The organism is Sphaerisporangium sp. NPDC005289 (assembly GCF_040607455.1).
In the GTDB taxonomy this organism is placed as follows: Bacteria; Actinomycetota; Actinomycetes; order Streptosporangiales; family Streptosporangiaceae; genus Sphaerisporangium; species Sphaerisporangium rhizosphaerae.
This window is the reverse complement of record NZ_JBEXGS010000001.1, coordinates 691,515-707,337: the sequence shown is the minus strand read 5'-3', so window position 1 is coordinate 707,337 and position 15,823 is coordinate 691,515. Positions and strand designations below refer to the sequence as shown.

General features: G+C 74.3%; 12 protein-coding genes. 3 read left to right on the top strand and 9 right to left on the bottom strand.

What is annotated here, in order from left to right:
* Nucleotides 1–18: 18 nt before the first annotated feature.
* Together ABZT47_RS02760 and ABZT47_RS02755 are read right to left on the bottom strand one after the other, a co-directional pair.
* Complete coding sequence (locus tag ABZT47_RS02760; RefSeq protein WP_354835378.1) at nucleotides 19–669, bottom strand: response regulator transcription factor; 651 nt, start codon at nucleotides 667–669, stop codon at nucleotides 19–21.
* Entirely contained in the window at nucleotides 651–1,856 is a 1,206-nt protein-coding gene (locus ABZT47_RS02755) for a sensor domain-containing protein (RefSeq protein WP_354835376.1), read from the bottom strand. Before ABZT47_RS02755 ends, ABZT47_RS02760 begins: the two co-directional genes overlap by 19 nt.
* 214 nt (nucleotides 1,857–2,070) lie before the next feature.
* On the opposite strand from ABZT47_RS02755, the gene ABZT47_RS02750 reads away from it, so the two are divergent.
* Nucleotides 2,071–2,829, top strand: coding sequence for an ABC transporter ATP-binding protein (locus ABZT47_RS02750; RefSeq protein ID WP_354835374.1), 759 nt, complete (start codon nucleotides 2,071–2,073; stop codon nucleotides 2,827–2,829).
* A gap of 71 nt (nucleotides 2,830–2,900) precedes the next feature.
* Nucleotides 2,901–5,360, top strand: coding sequence for an ABC transporter permease (locus tag ABZT47_RS02745; protein ID WP_354835372.1), 2,460 nt, complete (start codon nucleotides 2,901–2,903; stop codon nucleotides 5,358–5,360).
* Between the two features lie 74 nt (nucleotides 5,361–5,434).
* Here ABZT47_RS02745 and ABZT47_RS02740 read toward each other — a convergent pair whose 3' ends face one another.
* From ABZT47_RS02740 to ABZT47_RS02725, 4 genes are all read right to left on the bottom strand, one after another.
* Complete coding sequence (locus tag ABZT47_RS02740) at nucleotides 5,435–6,301, bottom strand: AraC family transcriptional regulator (protein WP_354835370.1); 867 nt, start codon at nucleotides 6,299–6,301, stop codon at nucleotides 5,435–5,437.
* Between the two features lie 186 nt (nucleotides 6,302–6,487).
* Nucleotides 6,488–7,300, bottom strand: coding sequence for a phytanoyl-CoA dioxygenase family protein (locus ABZT47_RS02735; protein ID WP_354835368.1), 813 nt, complete (start codon nucleotides 7,298–7,300; stop codon nucleotides 6,488–6,490).
* Nucleotides 7,301–7,539: 239 nt separating this feature from the next.
* Complete coding sequence (locus tag ABZT47_RS02730) at nucleotides 7,540–10,242, bottom strand: LuxR C-terminal-related transcriptional regulator (protein WP_354835367.1); 2,703 nt, start codon at nucleotides 10,240–10,242, stop codon at nucleotides 7,540–7,542.
* Nucleotides 10,239–10,841, bottom strand: coding sequence for a TetR/AcrR family transcriptional regulator (locus ABZT47_RS02725; RefSeq protein WP_354835366.1), 603 nt, complete (start codon nucleotides 10,839–10,841; stop codon nucleotides 10,239–10,241). Before ABZT47_RS02725 ends, ABZT47_RS02730 begins: the two co-directional genes overlap by 4 nt.
* A 145-nt stretch (nucleotides 10,842–10,986) precedes the next feature.
* On the opposite strand from ABZT47_RS02725, the gene ABZT47_RS02720 reads away from it, so the two are divergent.
* A complete protein-coding gene (locus tag ABZT47_RS02720) occupies nucleotides 10,987–13,233 on the top strand; it encodes an MMPL family transporter (RefSeq protein ID WP_354835365.1) in 2,247 nt (748 codons plus the stop codon).
* On the opposite strand, the gene ABZT47_RS02715 is transcribed toward ABZT47_RS02720, so the two are convergent.
* The 3 genes from ABZT47_RS02715 to ABZT47_RS02705 form a co-directional block, all read right to left on the bottom strand.
* Entirely contained in the window at nucleotides 13,190–14,158 is a 969-nt protein-coding gene (locus ABZT47_RS02715) for a branched-chain amino acid ABC transporter permease (protein ID WP_354835363.1), read from the bottom strand. The genes ABZT47_RS02720 and ABZT47_RS02715 overlap by 44 nt on opposite strands.
* A complete protein-coding gene (locus ABZT47_RS02710) occupies nucleotides 14,155–15,015 on the bottom strand; it encodes a branched-chain amino acid ABC transporter permease (protein ID WP_354835361.1) in 861 nt (286 codons plus the stop codon). Before ABZT47_RS02710 ends, ABZT47_RS02715 begins: the two co-directional genes overlap by 4 nt.
* A gap of 105 nt (nucleotides 15,016–15,120) precedes the next feature.
* Complete coding sequence (locus ABZT47_RS02705) at nucleotides 15,121–15,792, bottom strand: ABC transporter ATP-binding protein (RefSeq protein ID WP_354835359.1); 672 nt, start codon at nucleotides 15,790–15,792, stop codon at nucleotides 15,121–15,123.
* Nucleotides 15,793–15,823 lie beyond the last annotated feature (31 nt).

Below are 15,823 nucleotides of genomic sequence, written 5' to 3'. Positions count from 1 at the left end.
TCGACTCCTGCCCGGCCGTCAGCCTCGCAGGTAGGTGAGGACGGCCAGGACGCGGCGGTGGTCGTCTTCGGCGGGGGGCAGGTCCAGCTTGGCCAGGATGCCGGCGATGTGCTTGGACACCGCGGCCTCGGTGACCACCAGCCGCCGGGCGATGGCGGCGTTCGAGCGGCCTTCGGCGATGAGCCCGAGCACCTCCCGCTCGCGGGGCGTCAGACGGGCCAGCGGGGCGCGGCGGCGGCCGAGCATCTGCCGGACCACCTCGGGATCGACGATGGTGCCGCCGGCGGCGACCCGCTCGAGGGCGTCGACGAAGTCCCTGACGTCGCCGACGCGGTCCTTGAGCAGGTAGCCGATGCCCGTGCCCGCGCCCATGTCGAGGAGCTCGGCCGCGTAGGTCTGTTCGACGTACTGGCTGAGCAGCAGCACCGCAGGCCCCGGGCGGTGGGCCCGCAGGGCCAGGGCGGCGCGCACGCCCTCGTCGGTGAAGTCGGGCGGCATCCGGACGTCCATGACCACGATGTCGGGCTCGTGCTCCCGCACGGCGTCCAGCAGGGCGCCGGCGTCGCCGACCGACGCGACGACCTGGTGGCCGAACCGTTCGAGCAGCCCGGCCAGCCCTTCGCGCAGCAGGACGACGTCTTCGGCGATGGCTACGCGGAGAGGGGGCACGGAATCTCCACTCGAAGCGAGGTGGGGCCGCCGGGCGGGCTGGACAGGGTCATGACGCCGTCGACGACGGCGAGCCGGTCGGCGAGCCCGGACAGCCCCGACCCCGCCGCCGGGTCGGCGCCGCCGACCCCGTCGTCCTCCACCTGGAGCACCAGCGTGTCGTCCAGCAGCCTGCCGCGCACCAGGCAGTGGTTCGCCGCGCTGTGCCTGGCCACGTTCGCCAGCGCCTCGGAGGTGACGTAGTAGGCGGTCACCTCGATCGGACCGGGCAGTCGCGCGGGCAGGGAGATGTCCACCTCGACGGGGACCGGCGACCGGCCCGCCACGTCGAGCACGGCGGCGGGCAGCCCACGGTCGGTCAGCACGTGCGGATGGATGCCGCGGATCAGCTCGCGCAGCTCCGCCAGCGCTCTTTTGGCCTCCCCGTGCGCCTGGTCGATCTGGACGGCGGCCGGCGAGCCCGGTGGCAGGTCGAGCAGGGCGAGCCCCAGCTTCATGGTGAGCGAGACCAGCCGCTGCTGGGCCCCGTCGTGCAGGTCGCGCTCGATGCGCCGCCGCTCGCTCTCGAAGGCGTCGACGAGCCGGGCGCGCGAGCGGACGACCTCGGTGTCGTCCGGCGCGAGGACCGCGCGGACGATGCTCGCCCGGGTGCCCGCCCAGGCGGTGACGACATAGGCGGCCACCGGGAACAGCAGAAGCCCACCGGCGGCCACGAGCCAGCCGGTCAAAAGGTCGAGGGTGGGCTGCAACGGCCCCGACAACAGCAGCAGCGGCAACCAGATGGCCTGGAACGCCACGCCCAGGTCGACGAACCACATGACCATCGCCACCGGCAGGAGGGCCATCTCACGCCAGGTGGCCTGTTCGCGCAGCCGGGTGGTGAACCAGGCGCGCACGCCCGGCCGTTCGGGGGGCCGGTGCGGGTCGGCGGTGGGGCGGAGGTCCACCAGGCCGAGCCGCGCCCGCTCGAGCCGCGCGGCGGCAAGCCCGCTCACCACGACGAGCGGCGGCAGGACGGCGCAGGCGACCGCGAGCCCGTACAGGTACGCGAGGGCGGCCAGGGCGGCGGCGGCGAGGGCGAGATAGGCGCTGGACAGCAGGTACGCCAGCGAACGCCACGGCCAGGGCGACCGCAGGAACGCCGACGGTCTGCGGGTGAGGGCCTCGAGCGCGGTCCGGGCGAGCACGTCCCGACGCTATCGGACCTCTGTGGCCCGCACAGTAGTGCAGGGTCTACCTCCGGTCCTCGCCGTAGCGCCAATGTGCCGCCGCCTCCGACCGGCTTGGCTTGGCCTCATGGAGAACGCAGAGACGGCCCGCACAGACATGAGTCACCCGGCCCTGGAACCCCTGAGCACGGACCGCACAGGAACGGGTCGTCCGGATGCGACCAATTCAGGCATGGGGCGTGCGGGGACGAACCCCCCGGACGCCGTGCGGTTGTGGTCGGTGAGCAAGACGTACCGCACGGCCGCACATGAGGTGACCGCGCTCGACGGGGTGACGACCGGCTTTCCCACCGGCACCTTCACGGCCGTCATGGGCCCGTCCGGCTCGGGGAAGTCCACGCTGCTGCAGTGCGCGGCGGGGCTCGACCGGCCCGACGGCGGGAAGGTCGTCATCGACGGCACCGACCTCGCCACGCTGAGAGAGACCGCTCTGACCGTGCTGCGACGCGAGCGGGTGGGGTTCGTCTTCCAGGCGTTCAACCTGGTCTCCGCGCTCACCGCGGAGCAGAACGTCTCGCTGCCTCTGCGCCTGGCGGGGCGGGCGGTCGCCTCCGCGGAGGTTCGCGCGGCGCTGGCACGGGTCGGGATGGCCGAGCGCGCCGGTCACAGGCCGAGCCGGCTCTCCGGCGGCGAGCAGCAGCGGGTGGCCATCGCGCGCGCTCTGATCACCCGGCCGGCCGTGGTGTTCGCCGACGAGCCGACCGGCGCGCTGGACATCAAGGCGTCGCGCGCGGTCCTCGGCCTGCTGCGCGGCATGGTCGACGACCAGGGGCAGACGGTGGTCATGGTGACGCACGATCCGGTCGCGGCGGCCTACGCGGACAGGGTGCTGTTCCTGGCCGACGGCCGGCTGGTGGAGGAGTTGACCGGGAACCTTGACGCGGAGTCGGTCGCGGCCCGCATGGCAGGTCTGGAGCGGTCGGCATGCTGAACGCGATTGCGGGCGGTGCAGGGACAGAGCGTGTGGGAAGCGGTGTGGTAGAGCGTGCGGGAGGCGTCGCGGTGGGGGGTGCTGGTGGCGGCGGGTCGCGGCATTCGAGCGGTGGCGCGTGGCTGGGCGTCGCCGGGGTGCGCGAGCGCTGGACCACCTTCGCCGGCACGTTCGTGACGCTCCTCCTGGCGGTGGCGATCGTGTCGGTGACCTCCCAGGCGTTCTTCTCGGCGGGGCCCCGGCTCCCGGCCCGGCTCGCGGGCGCCGCCGTCCTGGTGGCGGTGCCGACGATCGAGCGGCAGGAAGGGAACTTCACCCCCGACCGGCCCTGGTCGCCCGAGACGGCCGCGGCGCTCACCGAGCGGCTCGGCGGCATCCCCGGCGTGGCGCGGGCCATACCCGACAGATCCTTCTACGCGCAGGCCGTCATCGCGGGCGAACCGGTCGAGGCCCACCAGGGGTACGCCTGGTCCACCGCGGCGCTGGCCCCGTACCGTCTGGCGTCCGGCACGGCGCCGCGGGGCCCGGGGCAGGTCGTGCTCGACCGGGCGCTCGGCCTCGCCCCGGGAGCCCGGGTCACCGTGCTGACCGCGAGAGGACCCGCGGTCCACACGGTCTCGGGCACCGTCGACGCGCCGGGCGTGTACCTGAGCGACGCGGAAGCGGAGACCCTCGCCGGCGGGGTGCGGACGATCGGGCTGGTCACCGCGCCGGACGCGGACGTCGCCGCGGTCGAGGCCGCCGCGCGGGCGGTCACGGGCGGCGACGGCCGGGTGTTCGCCGGCGAGGCGCGGGCCGCGCTGGAGCCCTTGGACGACGCGCGGATCCGCTGGATCGGAATGCAGGTGCTCACCGCCATGGCCGCCATGGGGGCGTTCGTCTCGATCTTCGTGGTGGCCTCGACCTTCGCGTTCGGCGTGGCGCAGCGGCGGCACGAGTTCGGGCTGCTCCGGGCCGTCGGGGCGACCCCGCGCCAGGTCCGCGCGATGGTGTACGGCGAGGCGCTCGTGGTCGGGGTCGCCGCCGCGGCGGCGGGGGTCGCGCTCGGGGCCCTGCTCGCTCCGGTCTTCGGAGACCTGCTGGTGGAGGCCGGGTTCGAACCGCGGGGATTCGCGGTGGAACCGCGGCCGGTCCCGCTCACCGGCTCGTTCGCGGTCGGTGTGCTCGTCGCCCTGATCGGCGTGGGGTCGGCCTCGCGGCGTGCCGCCCGGGTGAGCCCGCTGGAAGCGCTTCGCGAGGCCGGGGCGGACGAGCGGCCGATGCCGCGAAGCCGGTGGATCGCCGGCCTGCTGTTCTGCGCCGCCGGCCTGGCCGGCGCGGTGCTCACCGCGAGCACCGGCGGCGACGGCCTGGTGAGCTCCGGCCTCGCCACCGCGATGGCGCTCATCGTCGGCCTCGCCCTGCTCGGTCCGGCCGTCGTCCCTGTGGTGGTGCGGGCGCTCACCTGGCCGCTCGGACGGCTGCGCGGCGCGGCGGGAATGCTGGTGCGGGAGAGCGCGCTGGTCGCGGTCAGGCGTACCGCCTCGACGGCGACGCCCGTACTCGTCACGGTGGGGTTCGCCGTACTGATCACCGGAATGGTGCAGACGACGGCGGGCGCGTTCGTGTCCGCGCGGACCACCTCCTTCCCGGTGAAGGCGATGGTGGTCGCGGACGGCGTGCCCGGCCTTTCCGATGCGGCGGTCTCCGCGGCCGGCGCGACGTCCATACTGACCACGGCCTTGTACAGGGAGAACGGCGACGCCGCGCCCACCGCGGGCGTCAGCCCCGAGCTGGTCGCGCGGGGATGGGGAAGGCTCCGCGTGCTGTCGGGGTCGCTCGACGGTTTCGGCGGGCGGGGGGACGGCATCGCCGTCGCGTCGTGGGTGGCGGACCAGTGGGGCTGGACGCCCGGCCGCACGGTGCTAGCGGCCTTCGAGGACGGCATCGACGTGCCGCTACGGGTGGTCGCGGTGGTCGAGGGCGGACCGGGCGGCGTGCTGGTGCCGCGGGACCTGGTCAGGACGCATGACAGGTCGGTGCTCGCCGACGAGGCGTTCGTCCTGGGCGAGAGCGCGGGGCCGCCGCCGTCCGGGTTCGGCGCCCGGGTGGTCGACCTCGCGACCTATCGGGCCCTGGCCGACACCGAGGACGACCGGCTCGTGTGGATCTTCACCATCCTCCTGGTCGCCGTGTCGGCGGGCTACACGGCCGTCGCGATCGCCGGCACGCTGATGATGGCGGCGGCCGGCCGGCTCCGCGACATGACCGTGTTGCGCCTGTCCGGCGCGACGACCCGGCAGGTGCTCGGGATGGTGGCCGCCGAGTCGGCGCTCGTGGTCATCCTCGGGACGGTGCTGGGCCTGGCGGTGGCGCTGCCCGCGCTGCTCGGGATGCGCGCGGGGTTGGAGGAGGCCATGGCGACTCCGGTCGCGCTCGTCCTGCCGGGGCCGTTGCTGCTGGGCGTGGTGGGCGCGTGCCTGACCATCGCGGCAGGCGCCGCCACCTTCACCGCCTGGCCCGCCCTACGCCCGGGCCGGGCGGCGAGATGACCGGCTGACGCCGCACACCGCCGTGAGGACGGCGGGAAGCGGCGTCACGCCCCGGCTGCCCCGGCGGGCTCTGTTCAGCCGTGTTCGGGCTCCACCGGGAGCCACAGTTCGGCGTCGGCCTCGGTCTTCTCCGGCGACAGGCGGATGCGCACGATCTCGGGGCCGGTGCGGGTGCGGTACGGGTTCGACGGGAACCACTCGGTGAACACATCCCGCCACAGCTCCTGGATGGCCCGCGGCGCCGGCCCGGAGGTGGTGAAGACCGCCCAGGCGCCGGCCGGCACGGCCAACGTGGTCGTGCCCTCCGGAGCGGCCACGGAGGTGATCACGCCCTGGTAGTAGTCGAGGTCGGTGCCCTCGGCGCGGCTGGGGTCCAGGTCGTCGCAGACCGCGACGATGCCGTGCGGCTCCTGGTCGGACAGTTTCTCCAGGCGCTCCAGGGTCCGCGGGTCGATCGCGCGGACGAAGTCGATGATCGCCTGGTTCGACCCCGCATGCACCAGCGGCACCCGAGTCTTGAGCCCGACGACGGTGAAGTCCGGCTTGTCCACAACGCGGTATCGCATACTGCTAATTCCTTCGATGGTGAGGCGGAAGGCCATGCGCGACTGGGAGCTGAGCGCGGCGCGGGTACGCCGGGCCTCGCCCGGTCCGATGCCGTGCATGGCACGGAACGCCCGCGCGAACGCCTCCCCGGAGCCGTAGCCGTAGCGCACCGCGATCTCCAGCAGCGTTTCACGCCCCGCGAGTACTTCGGCGCCCGCGAGGGTGAGCCGGCGGCGCCGGATGTACTCCGACAGCGGCATGCCCGCGAGCGCGGAGAACATCCGGCGCAGGTGGTACTCCGAGGTGGCCGCGACGCGTGCCAGCTCCTCCACCTCGACGGCCTGGTCGAGATGGCGTTCGATGTGCTCCATGGCCTGGTTCAGCCGCTCCAGCACGCCCGGCCCCCTTCCTCGTGACGACCACCACACTAGGCAGTGCCCGACCACGCGGGACCCGGCATCGGCGCCGCCTGTTTCGGCCGCCGGTGCTCGGCGAGTGGTGAGACCTGCTCCGCAGTGCGCCGGACATGCCGCTGCTGGGGACTGGTTCTTCGCCCGGTCGCAGGAGCGGGTGAAGGGTGTCTACCCGGCGCCGTGGCCGGCGCCGTCCCCGTCCGGCCCGGGGGTGTGCTGTCCCAGGCCCCGGCGGATCGCGATCTCCACGGGTGAGTACGCGCCGTCGGCCCGCTCCAGTTCGTACGGCGCGGCCGGCATCAGCGGCGGCTGGGCCATGAAGCGCGGACGCACCCCGTGGTGCGGTTGCGCGGCGTGCACCAGGAACGGATGGCACAGGAAGACGTCACCCGGGGACCCCGTGGCGAGGGCGAGTGGCCGGTGGTCGGACGCCGCCACCAGATCGGGTGCGAGGGCCAGCCCGCTGGCCCCGTCCTCTCCGTGCTTCTCCAGCACCTTCGGCACGTCGAGGTGTGAGCCGACCCGGATCCGGGTCGGGGCGTCCTGCTCGCCGACCTCGCTGAACAGGAACAGCATCAGCAGCGCCCGGCCCCGTGAGCGCAGGTTGGTGAAGTACCAGCTCTCGCCCTCCGGCAGATAGCTCCCCTCGATGTGCCAGCCCGCGTCGTCCGGTTCTTCCTCGTGCGGGAAGCGCAGCGGGAAGGTGCCCAGCGAGTAGCGCGGCTCCCAGCGTCCCGGGCCGACGAGCAGGTCGTACGCGCGGTGCAGAGACGGGGAGTTGGGCGCGGCGGCGAACGGCCCCTGCGCCATGCCGCCCACCCAGTGCACGGGCCGCGTCCACGTCGCCGGATCGTCGGGGTCGCAGCCCGTCTCTCGCCACAGCAGCCGCGCGCAGTCCGCGGCCACGCGCGGCGCGACGGCGCCCTCCAGCTTCACGAAGCCGTCGCGGAGGAAGCGGGATATCAAGGCCGTGTCATCCATGTCATCCATGTCATTCATGTCGTGCATGCCCCCATCGTGCGGGGACACCGGCCCCGAGCGCCCGACATTCTCCGCACCGCCTTTGTCGGGTGTACACCAAGCCCCTTCCGGCTCCGGTCTCCATGCGATACCGGAGGCTTCCATGACGACCCTGATCTCCGGATGCAGGGGTGGGGCCGCGGGTCCAGGGTGGGGTCAGGCCGGGTTCGGGTCCCGGTTCGGGTCCCGGTTCGGGTGGGTCAGACCTCGCCGCGTTCGTGGGCGAGGGCGAGTTCGACGCGGGAGCGCAGGCCGGTCTTGGCGTACACGCGGGAGAGGTACACCTCGACGGTCTTGCGGCTGTAGTGCAGCTCGTCGGCGATCTGCGGGTTGGACATGCCCTCGGCGACCAGTTCGACCACGCGCCGCTCGACGGGCGTGAGCCCGGTGGAAGGGGAGGGGACCAGCCCGGCCTGCCGCATCGCGCGGGCGGCGCGGTCGCGCCAGGGGGCGGCGCCGAGGTCGGTGAAGATGGCGTGCGCCCTGACCAGGTGGGAGCCGTCGGCGAGCGCGCCGAGGACCAGCCGTGCCTTGCCCTCCTCGAAGCGCAGGCCGTCCGCCCGCGCGGTCTCCAGCGCGGCCTCGGCGGCGGCGGCGTCCCCGAAGACCATGGCGCCGGCCAGCTCGGCGGACATCCGCGCCCGCGGGGTGCCGGTGCGGGCGGTCTCGGCGAGCGCGGTCGCCGCGGCGCGGGCCGCGTCCAGCTCGCCGGCGGTGGCGTGCATGTTGACGCGGATGGCGAACTCGCGGTGCCGGACGTCGGGCGGACCGGAGGCGGCCTCGTCCAGCAGGCGGGCGGCGGTGCCCCGGTCGCCGAGCCCGAGAGCGCGCCGGGCCTTGAACACGGCGCGAAGCGAGAGCTGGAGCACGCAGTTGGGCGGCGGGTCGGCGAGCAGCCGCCCGGCCTCGTCGTAGCGTCCTTGGTCCAGCAGGATGTCCACCTCGATGTTGCGCAGCAGGGCGACGTTCTCCCACAGCCCGGCCTCGGTGAGGGCGACCGCGTCGGAGCGGATGTCGCGCAGGGCGTGCTCCCATTCGCCGCCGAGCCGGCGGACGACGGCCATGGTGCGCGTGTGCTGCCCGGCGATGTTGTGCCAGCCGAGCCCCCGGTAGATCTGCTCGGCCTGCGACAGCAGGTCCAGCGCCCGCGTGCGCGCGCCGGCGCTGGCCAGGATGTGCGCGGCCGACTCCAGCCCGGCCAGCCGGCCGGCCGGCGGCAGCGCGGCCGAGGCCGACAGCAGCGCGTCGAGGGCGCGTTCGGTCTCCTCCCACCGCGCCTTGATGATCGCGTCCCCGGCCAGCGCGCTGAGGGCGATCACCAGGTCCTGCGCCGGGCATCCCGGAAGCGCCCGCCACGCGGCCTCGGCGAGGCCGGCCGAGGGAAGGCCGAGCTGGGTGCTGATGACCGCCTGCTGGGCCAGCAGGGCGGTCGGGTCGTCGGCGTGGGGGAGCTGCTCGGCGGCGATGGACACCGCGACCTCGTACCGGCCCATGGCGTGCGCGGCGTTGACCATCGTCTGCGCGGTGCGGGTGTGCCGGCGCCCAGGGGCGAGCACGGCCAGGGCGGCCTGGCCGGCGGCCAGGGCGTCCGCCGGCCGTGAGCCCTTCCAGTACGACAGAGCCTGCCGGGACAGCAGCACGCCGCGCTCCTCGGTGGGGGCCGGTTCGGCGGCCCTGCCGTACCAGTGGGCGGCCGACAGCGGCGCCGTCCAGCGGGTCAGTTCGGCGGCGCGCAGCATGGCGGTCAGCGCCTCGGCGCTGCTGCCGCCCTCGGCGACGTGGGTGGCCCACTCGAGCACCCGCCGGGTGCCGCTCAGACCCTGCCGGTGGAGCAGTTCGGCGATGCGGGCGTGGACGCGCCGCCGCTCGGCCGGCCCGAGGTCGGCGTACAGGGCCTCGGCGACCAGCGGGTGGGTGAACTCGTAGGCGCCCTCGCGGGTGGGCTCGACCAGGCCGTCCCGCACCAGGCCGTCGAAGGCGCGCTCGGCGTCGGCCGCGTCCAGGCCGGCGACCTCGGCCAGCGCGGGCAGGTCGGTCGTGGAGGCGGGCCGGGTGCGGCGCAGCGCGGCCAGCACCCGGGCCAGGCTGCGGCCTCCCTGGTCGCGCTGGAACAACCGGCTGAGGATGGCGCCGCGGCGGTCCCCGGGGAAGGCGGACTGAACGGCGCCGCCCTGCACCAGGGTGAGCACCGCCTCGCGGGCGAACCACGGGTTGCCGCGGCTCTCGGCGTGCACGCGGCGCACGGTCGCCTCGCTCGGCACCCGGCCGAGCAGGCCGCTCACCAGCGCGGCGACCTCCTCCAGCGACAGCGGGCTGAGCCTGACCACCAGGTCGGCGTCCATGGCGGGGAGCCGGCGGGCGGTGCCGGCGACGACCAGGCCGCGCACGCGGCGGGGCAGGTAGGACAGCGCGCCCACGGTGTCGGCGTCGGCCAGGTGCAGGTCGTCGATGGCGAGAAAGGTGCGGCCGGGCAGCGACTCCAGCAGGTTGGCGGTGCGCACGGCCGGGGCGGCGCCGGTGACGCCGAGCGCGGCCTGGTCGATGGCGTCCAGCAGTTCCTTGAGCGGTTCGCGCGCGGCCGGTTCGGCGTGCAGCGGCCCGAGGGCGTCGGCGAGGGAGGCGTAGGCCAGGCCGCTGCCGAAGTCGCGGGCCTGGCCGTGCAGGACGCGGTAGCCCATGGTCGTGGCCAGGGCCTCGGTCTCGGCCAGCAGGTGGGACTTGCCGATGCCCGCCTCGCCCTGGATCAGCACGGTCAGCGGCGGGCGCAGCAGCGCCGTCTCCAGTCCCCGCAGGATGGCGGGGCGGTCGGCGGGAGGGTCGGCTCCGGCGTCGGGCCACCTGAGCGGTGCCTCCGGGCCGGCGGCGGACGGAGGGGCGTCTTCGTGGTGGCCTGTCACCGTCACCCGGCCTGGTCGTGGGATGCGGCGGACCCGGGAGCCGCGCCGGCCTCCGGCGGCGGGAACGCGTCGTGGACGGCGAGCGCGGCGGTGAGGACCAGGTCGCGCACGGTCTTCTCGGGCAGGTCCATCGTCTTGACCACCGCCAGTTGCAGCGACCCCATGACCGCCCACGCCCGCACCCGGGCGGCGTCATCGGGGGAGGGCCCGGCGAGCCGGGCGTGGATCTCGTCGCGGAAGGCCCGGATGGCCTCGCGGGGGGAGCCGGGGGTGGCCTGGTCGGCTCCGCCGATGTCCTCCATGAGCAGGCCGACGATGGCGCGGTGCCGCACGACGAACGTGGTGAGCGGCTCGACGAAGGCGCGGGGATCGCCGCCGTGGTCGCCGTCGAGCAGCGCGACGAGGTCGTCGGCCGCGGGGGCGATGAGTTCGGCGGCCAGGCGGTCCTTGGGGTGGAAATGGTAGGCCACGGCCGTCTTGGTCAGGCCGACGCGGGCGGCGATGTCGGACAGCGAGGTGGCGGCGTAGCCGCGCTCGGCGAACAGCTGGCGTGCGGCGGCGAGGATGCGGGTGCGCGTTTCACCACCGCGGTCGATTGTGGTCATCGTCTCACTTCTCAGCGCGGTCGGGCGTCCAACGATATTCCCGCCTAAGCTTTTTGACGTACGTCCTGCACGGCCGTACAGAAGGATGTTTCCGGCGTGTTTCCGAATCCACCAATACTGTCTGGGACGGTCACCGATGGCTAGCATGCTCGGCCGATTGGGCGGTTGGTGCGCGAGACACGGCCGCCTCGTGCTGGCCGCCTGGATCCTGCTCGCCGCGGCGCTGACCGCGGGCACACTGGTGTTCGGACGGCCGGTCAGCAACAACGCCTCCATCCCCGGCACCGACGCCCAGCAGGCGCACGACCTGATGCGCCAGGGCTTCGGCCCCGGGTACGACCCCGGCGGCACCTTCCAGGTCGTCCTGTACTCCAAGGACAAGCCCCTCATCGACGCCGGCCGCAAGCGCGCCGTCGAGCGCGCCATGGCGCGGGTGCGCGACGTGCCGCACGTGGTCCAGGTGGACACGCCGTACCGGGTCGGCGGTCTGTCCCGCAACCTGGTCATCGGCGTCATCACCGTCCGGCTCTCCGGCAACGACTCCGGCGACCTGGCCGCGACCTCGCGAAGCATCTCGGCGGCCGTCGAGCCGGTGCGCGCGGCGGGCGTGGAGGCCGTCCTGGCCGACAACGGCACCCCCGCCGACAAGGAGATCAAGACCGGGAGCAGCGAGATCATCGGCGTGGCCTGCGCCCTGCTGGTGCTGCTGCTCGCCTTCGGCACGCTGGTCGCCGCGCTCGTGCCCGTCTTCACCGCCCTCATCAGCCTGGGCGTCGGCCTCGGCGTCATCGGCCTGCTCGGCCACCTGGTGGACGTGCCCAAGCAGGCGTCGGTCATGGCGTCCATGATCGGGCTCGGCGTGGGCATCGACTACGCCCTGTTCCTGCTGTCGCGGCACCGCAAGCTGCTGGCCGACGGGGTGCCGGTGCAGGAGTCGGTCCGCCGGACGGCCCAGGGCGCGGGCGGGGCGGTCTTCTTCGCCGGCGGCACGGTCGTCATCGCGCTCACCGCGCTCGTGCTCGGCGGCTTCCCGCTGCTGCGCACGCTCGGCTGGATCACCGGCATCTCCGTCGTCTGCGCCGTGCTCACCTCGCTCACCCTGGTGCCCGCGCTGCTCGGCCTGCTCGGTCACCGGATCAACGCGCTGCGCGTCCCGTTCGTCGGCCCGCGGCGGGACGCGGCGCACTCGGCGGCGAGCGGCTGGGCGGGCCTTGGCACCTGGGTCGCCGGACGCCCGTGGCGGGTGCTCGTGGTGGCGATCGCCGTGCTCGGCGCCCTGGCCGCCCCCGCCCTGGCGCTGAAGCTCGGCCCGCTCGACGACGGCTACGCCGACCGGGGGCAGGACGCCCGCCGGGCCTACGAGCTGATGGAGACCGGGTTCGGGCCGGGGAGCAACGGCCCGCTGATCGTGGTCGGCGAGCTGGACGCCGCGGTCGCCGCTGGCGACCCGCCCGCCCCGGCGGTCAAGCGCGTCGGCGACCGCCTGGCCGACGTCCCGGGCGTCACCTACGTCTCGCCCGCGAAGGTCAACGTGTCGGGCCGGTCGGTGCTGTTCCAGGTGGTCACCCGGTACGCGCCCAGCGACCCGCGCGCCGGTGAAGTCGTACGGGACGTGCGCGCCCTCGGCATCCCCGGGGCGCGGCTGCACGTCGGCGGCGAGGTCGCCGGCATGGCGGACGCCAGCGACCGCATCGCCGAGCGCACCCCCTTGGTCATCGGCGTCGTCGTGCTGCTCAGCGCCCTGCTCCTGCTGCTCGCCTTCCGGGCGCCGCTGGTGGCCATCAAGGCGGCGCTGATGAACCTCATCTCGCTCGGCGCGGCGTTCGGCGCGCTGGCCATCGTGTTCTCCTACGGGCTCGGCAGCGGCCTGGTCGGCCTGGACCCGCCGGTCTCGGCCGAGGGCTCCTACCTGTCGACGCTGTTCTTCACCGTGCCGATCGACTCCTACGTGCCGCTGATGCTGTTCGCGGTGCTGTTCGGGCTGTCCATGGACTACGAGGTCTTCCTGCTGACCTCGGTGCGCCAGGCCTACCAGCGCCACGGCGACAACCGGCGCGCGGTCGCCGAGGGGCTCGGGGCGACCGGCCGCGTCATCACCTCGGCCGCGCTGATCATGGTGGTGGTGTTCGTCGCCTTCATCGCCTACCCCGACCCGCTGGTGAAGGTGTTCGGCGTGGGTCTCGCGGTGGCCATCGCCGTGGACGCCACGGTCATCCGCGGGCTGCTCGTGCCGGCCACCATGGTGCTGCTGGGCCGGCTCAACTGGTGGTGCCCGGCCTGGCTGGACCGGATCCTTCCCGACCTGTCGGTCGCCGGCCACGGCGAGGACGACGACGAGGAGCCTCAGGTCACCGCCCACTCCGAGAAGGCCCTCGCCGGAGCCGGGAGGTGAGGGCCGGCACCAGCCCCTGGGGCAGGAACAGCACGACCACGATGAGCACCAGCGCGTAGACCGCGTAGGACAGCACGCCGGGGGCGTAGCTCGGCATCCCGGGCGCCGTCCCGACCAGGTTGAGCGCCTGCACGAGCAGTGTGATCGCGGTTGCGCCCACCACCGCGCCCCAGACGGTGCCGAGCCCGCCGACCACGGCCATGACGATGTACTCGATCGACAGCAGCACCGGGAACGAGGAGGGCGCGACGTACCCGGCGTAGAAGGCGTAGATGCCGCCGGCCAGCCCGGCGAACGCGGCCGACAGGGCGAAGACCACCAGCTTGTAGCGGCCGACCGGCACGCCCGAGGACGCCGCCGCCGTCTCGCTCGTGGCCAGGGCCCGCAGGGCGCGGCCCGGCCGGGAGGCGATGACGTTGCGGGTCACCAGCATCACCAGCGCGACGCCGGCCCAGGTGAGGTAGGCGTAGCCGACGGCGCCGCCCAGCTCGAACGGGCCGGCGCCGAGCTGCGGGATGCCCTGCAGCCCGATGTCGCCGCCGGTGAACGACAGCCGGCCCGCCAGCGACAGCAGGATCAGCTGCATGGCCAGGGTGGCGAACGCCAGATGGTGCCCGCGCAGCCGCAGCAGCGGCAGCCCCACCACGACCGCGAACGCCGCCGCGACCAGCGGCGCGGCCAGCAGCCCCACCAGCGGCGGGCCGCCGCGCACGGCCAGGATGCCGGCCGTGTAGCCGCCCACCGCGTAGAACGCGCCCTGCCCGAGCGACACCTGGCCGGCGTAGCCCATCAGCAGCGAGACGCCGACCGTGACCATCGCGGCCAGGCCGAGGAAGATGTACACCGTCAGGGCGCTGTCGTCCAGGACCGCCGGCAGCGCCAGCGTGAGGGCGGCGACGGCCAGACCGGGCACCAGGCGGGTCATACGGTCTCCCCGAGGACGGTGGGGCGCCGCGCCGACTGCAGCACCATGATCACGAGCATCAGGCCGAGGGCGATCTCCGTCTGGTAGGCGCCGTAGCCGTACCCGGCGGCCAGTGACTCCGCGACGCCCAGCAGTAGCGCGCCCACCAGAGCGAGCCCCGGACGGGTCAGGGCGCCGAACACGGCGGCGGCGAAGCCGTTCACGATGAGCGCGACGTCGGTGTCGAACGAGATGGGCCGCAGCGGGGTCACCAGCACCCCGGCCACCCCGCCGAGCAGCCCGCCGAGGGCGAAGGCCAGCAGTCCCATCTTCCGGACGTCGATGCCGATCACCCGGGCGGCGTAGGGGTTGGAGGCGCACGCGCTCAGCGCCTTGCCCAGGTAGGTGCGGCCGAAGAACCCGGCCAGCGCGGCGATGGTCACGGCGGTGGCGGCGATGACGAGCAGGTGCTGCCTCTGGACGCCGACCCCGGCGATCGTGAGCGAGCCCGGCAGGCCGGGGAACGAGCGCGGCTGGTCGCCCCACACGACGATCTCGACGGCGTAGGCCAGCACGCCGGCGCCCAGCGTGATGATCAGCGATGACTGGGGCGTGGTGCCGCGCCTGCCGATCGCGAGCACGCCGGTCAGCAGCCCGGCCAGGGTGGCGATCAGGACGGCGCCGGCCTCGCCGAGCCCGTGCGGCACGCCGGCGCCGAGCAGCCACGAGCCGCTCAGCCCCGCGACCACGGCGAACATGCCCTGGGCGAAGTTCACCACGCCGGTCACCCGGTGGACGGCGACCAGGCCGCTGGCGACCAGGGCGAACCCGCAGCCGACGGCCAGGCCGTTGACCAGGTAGGTCAGGAACTCTCTCACGTCATGGCCCTCCCGGCCGCGGTACGCCGCTCACACTGCCCACCGCTCCCGGGACCCCTCGGGGCTCCATGGGCGGCGCCGGCCCGGTCGCCGGGGCGGTGGCGGTCACGACCGGGGCTCCTCGACGGAGCCGCCGAGATAGGCGCGGGCGACGCGGGGATCCTCGGCCAGTTCGGCGCACGGCCCCTCGGCCACGACGCGGCCCGCCTCCAGCACGTAGGCCCGCTCGCAGACGCCGAAGGCCAGCCGGGCGTTCTGCTCGATGAGCAGCACGGTGAGCCCTCGCTCCCGGTTGAGCTCCACCAGGTGGGCGGCCAGGTCGCGGGTGGCGATGGGGGCGAGCCCGAGCGACAGCTCGTCCACCACCAGCACCTCCGGCCGGGACATCAGGGCCCTGCCGAAGGCCACCATCTGCTGCTCGCCTCCGGACAGCACGCCCGCGCGGCGCCGGCGCAGCCCGGCCAGCGCGGGCAGTATCTCGAAGACCGGGGAGGGGTCGCGCGTTCCCGCGCGCCAGCCGCCCAGCATCAGGTTGTCCTCCACCGTGAGGTCGGGGAACAGCTGGCGGCCCTCGGGGATGTGCGCGAGCCGGCCGGCGACCTCGACCGTCCCCGCGGCGGGGGTGAGGATGCCCGACAGCGTGTCGGCCAGGGTGGACTTGCCGGCGCCGTTCGGGCCGAGCAGGGCGACCATCTCGCCGCGCCCCACCGAGAGCCGGACGTGGTCGAGCGCGGTCGCCGCACCGTAGGTCACGACCAGGTCCCTGACCTCGATCATGCCGCCGCCCCGTGACGCCCCGCGAGGCGTC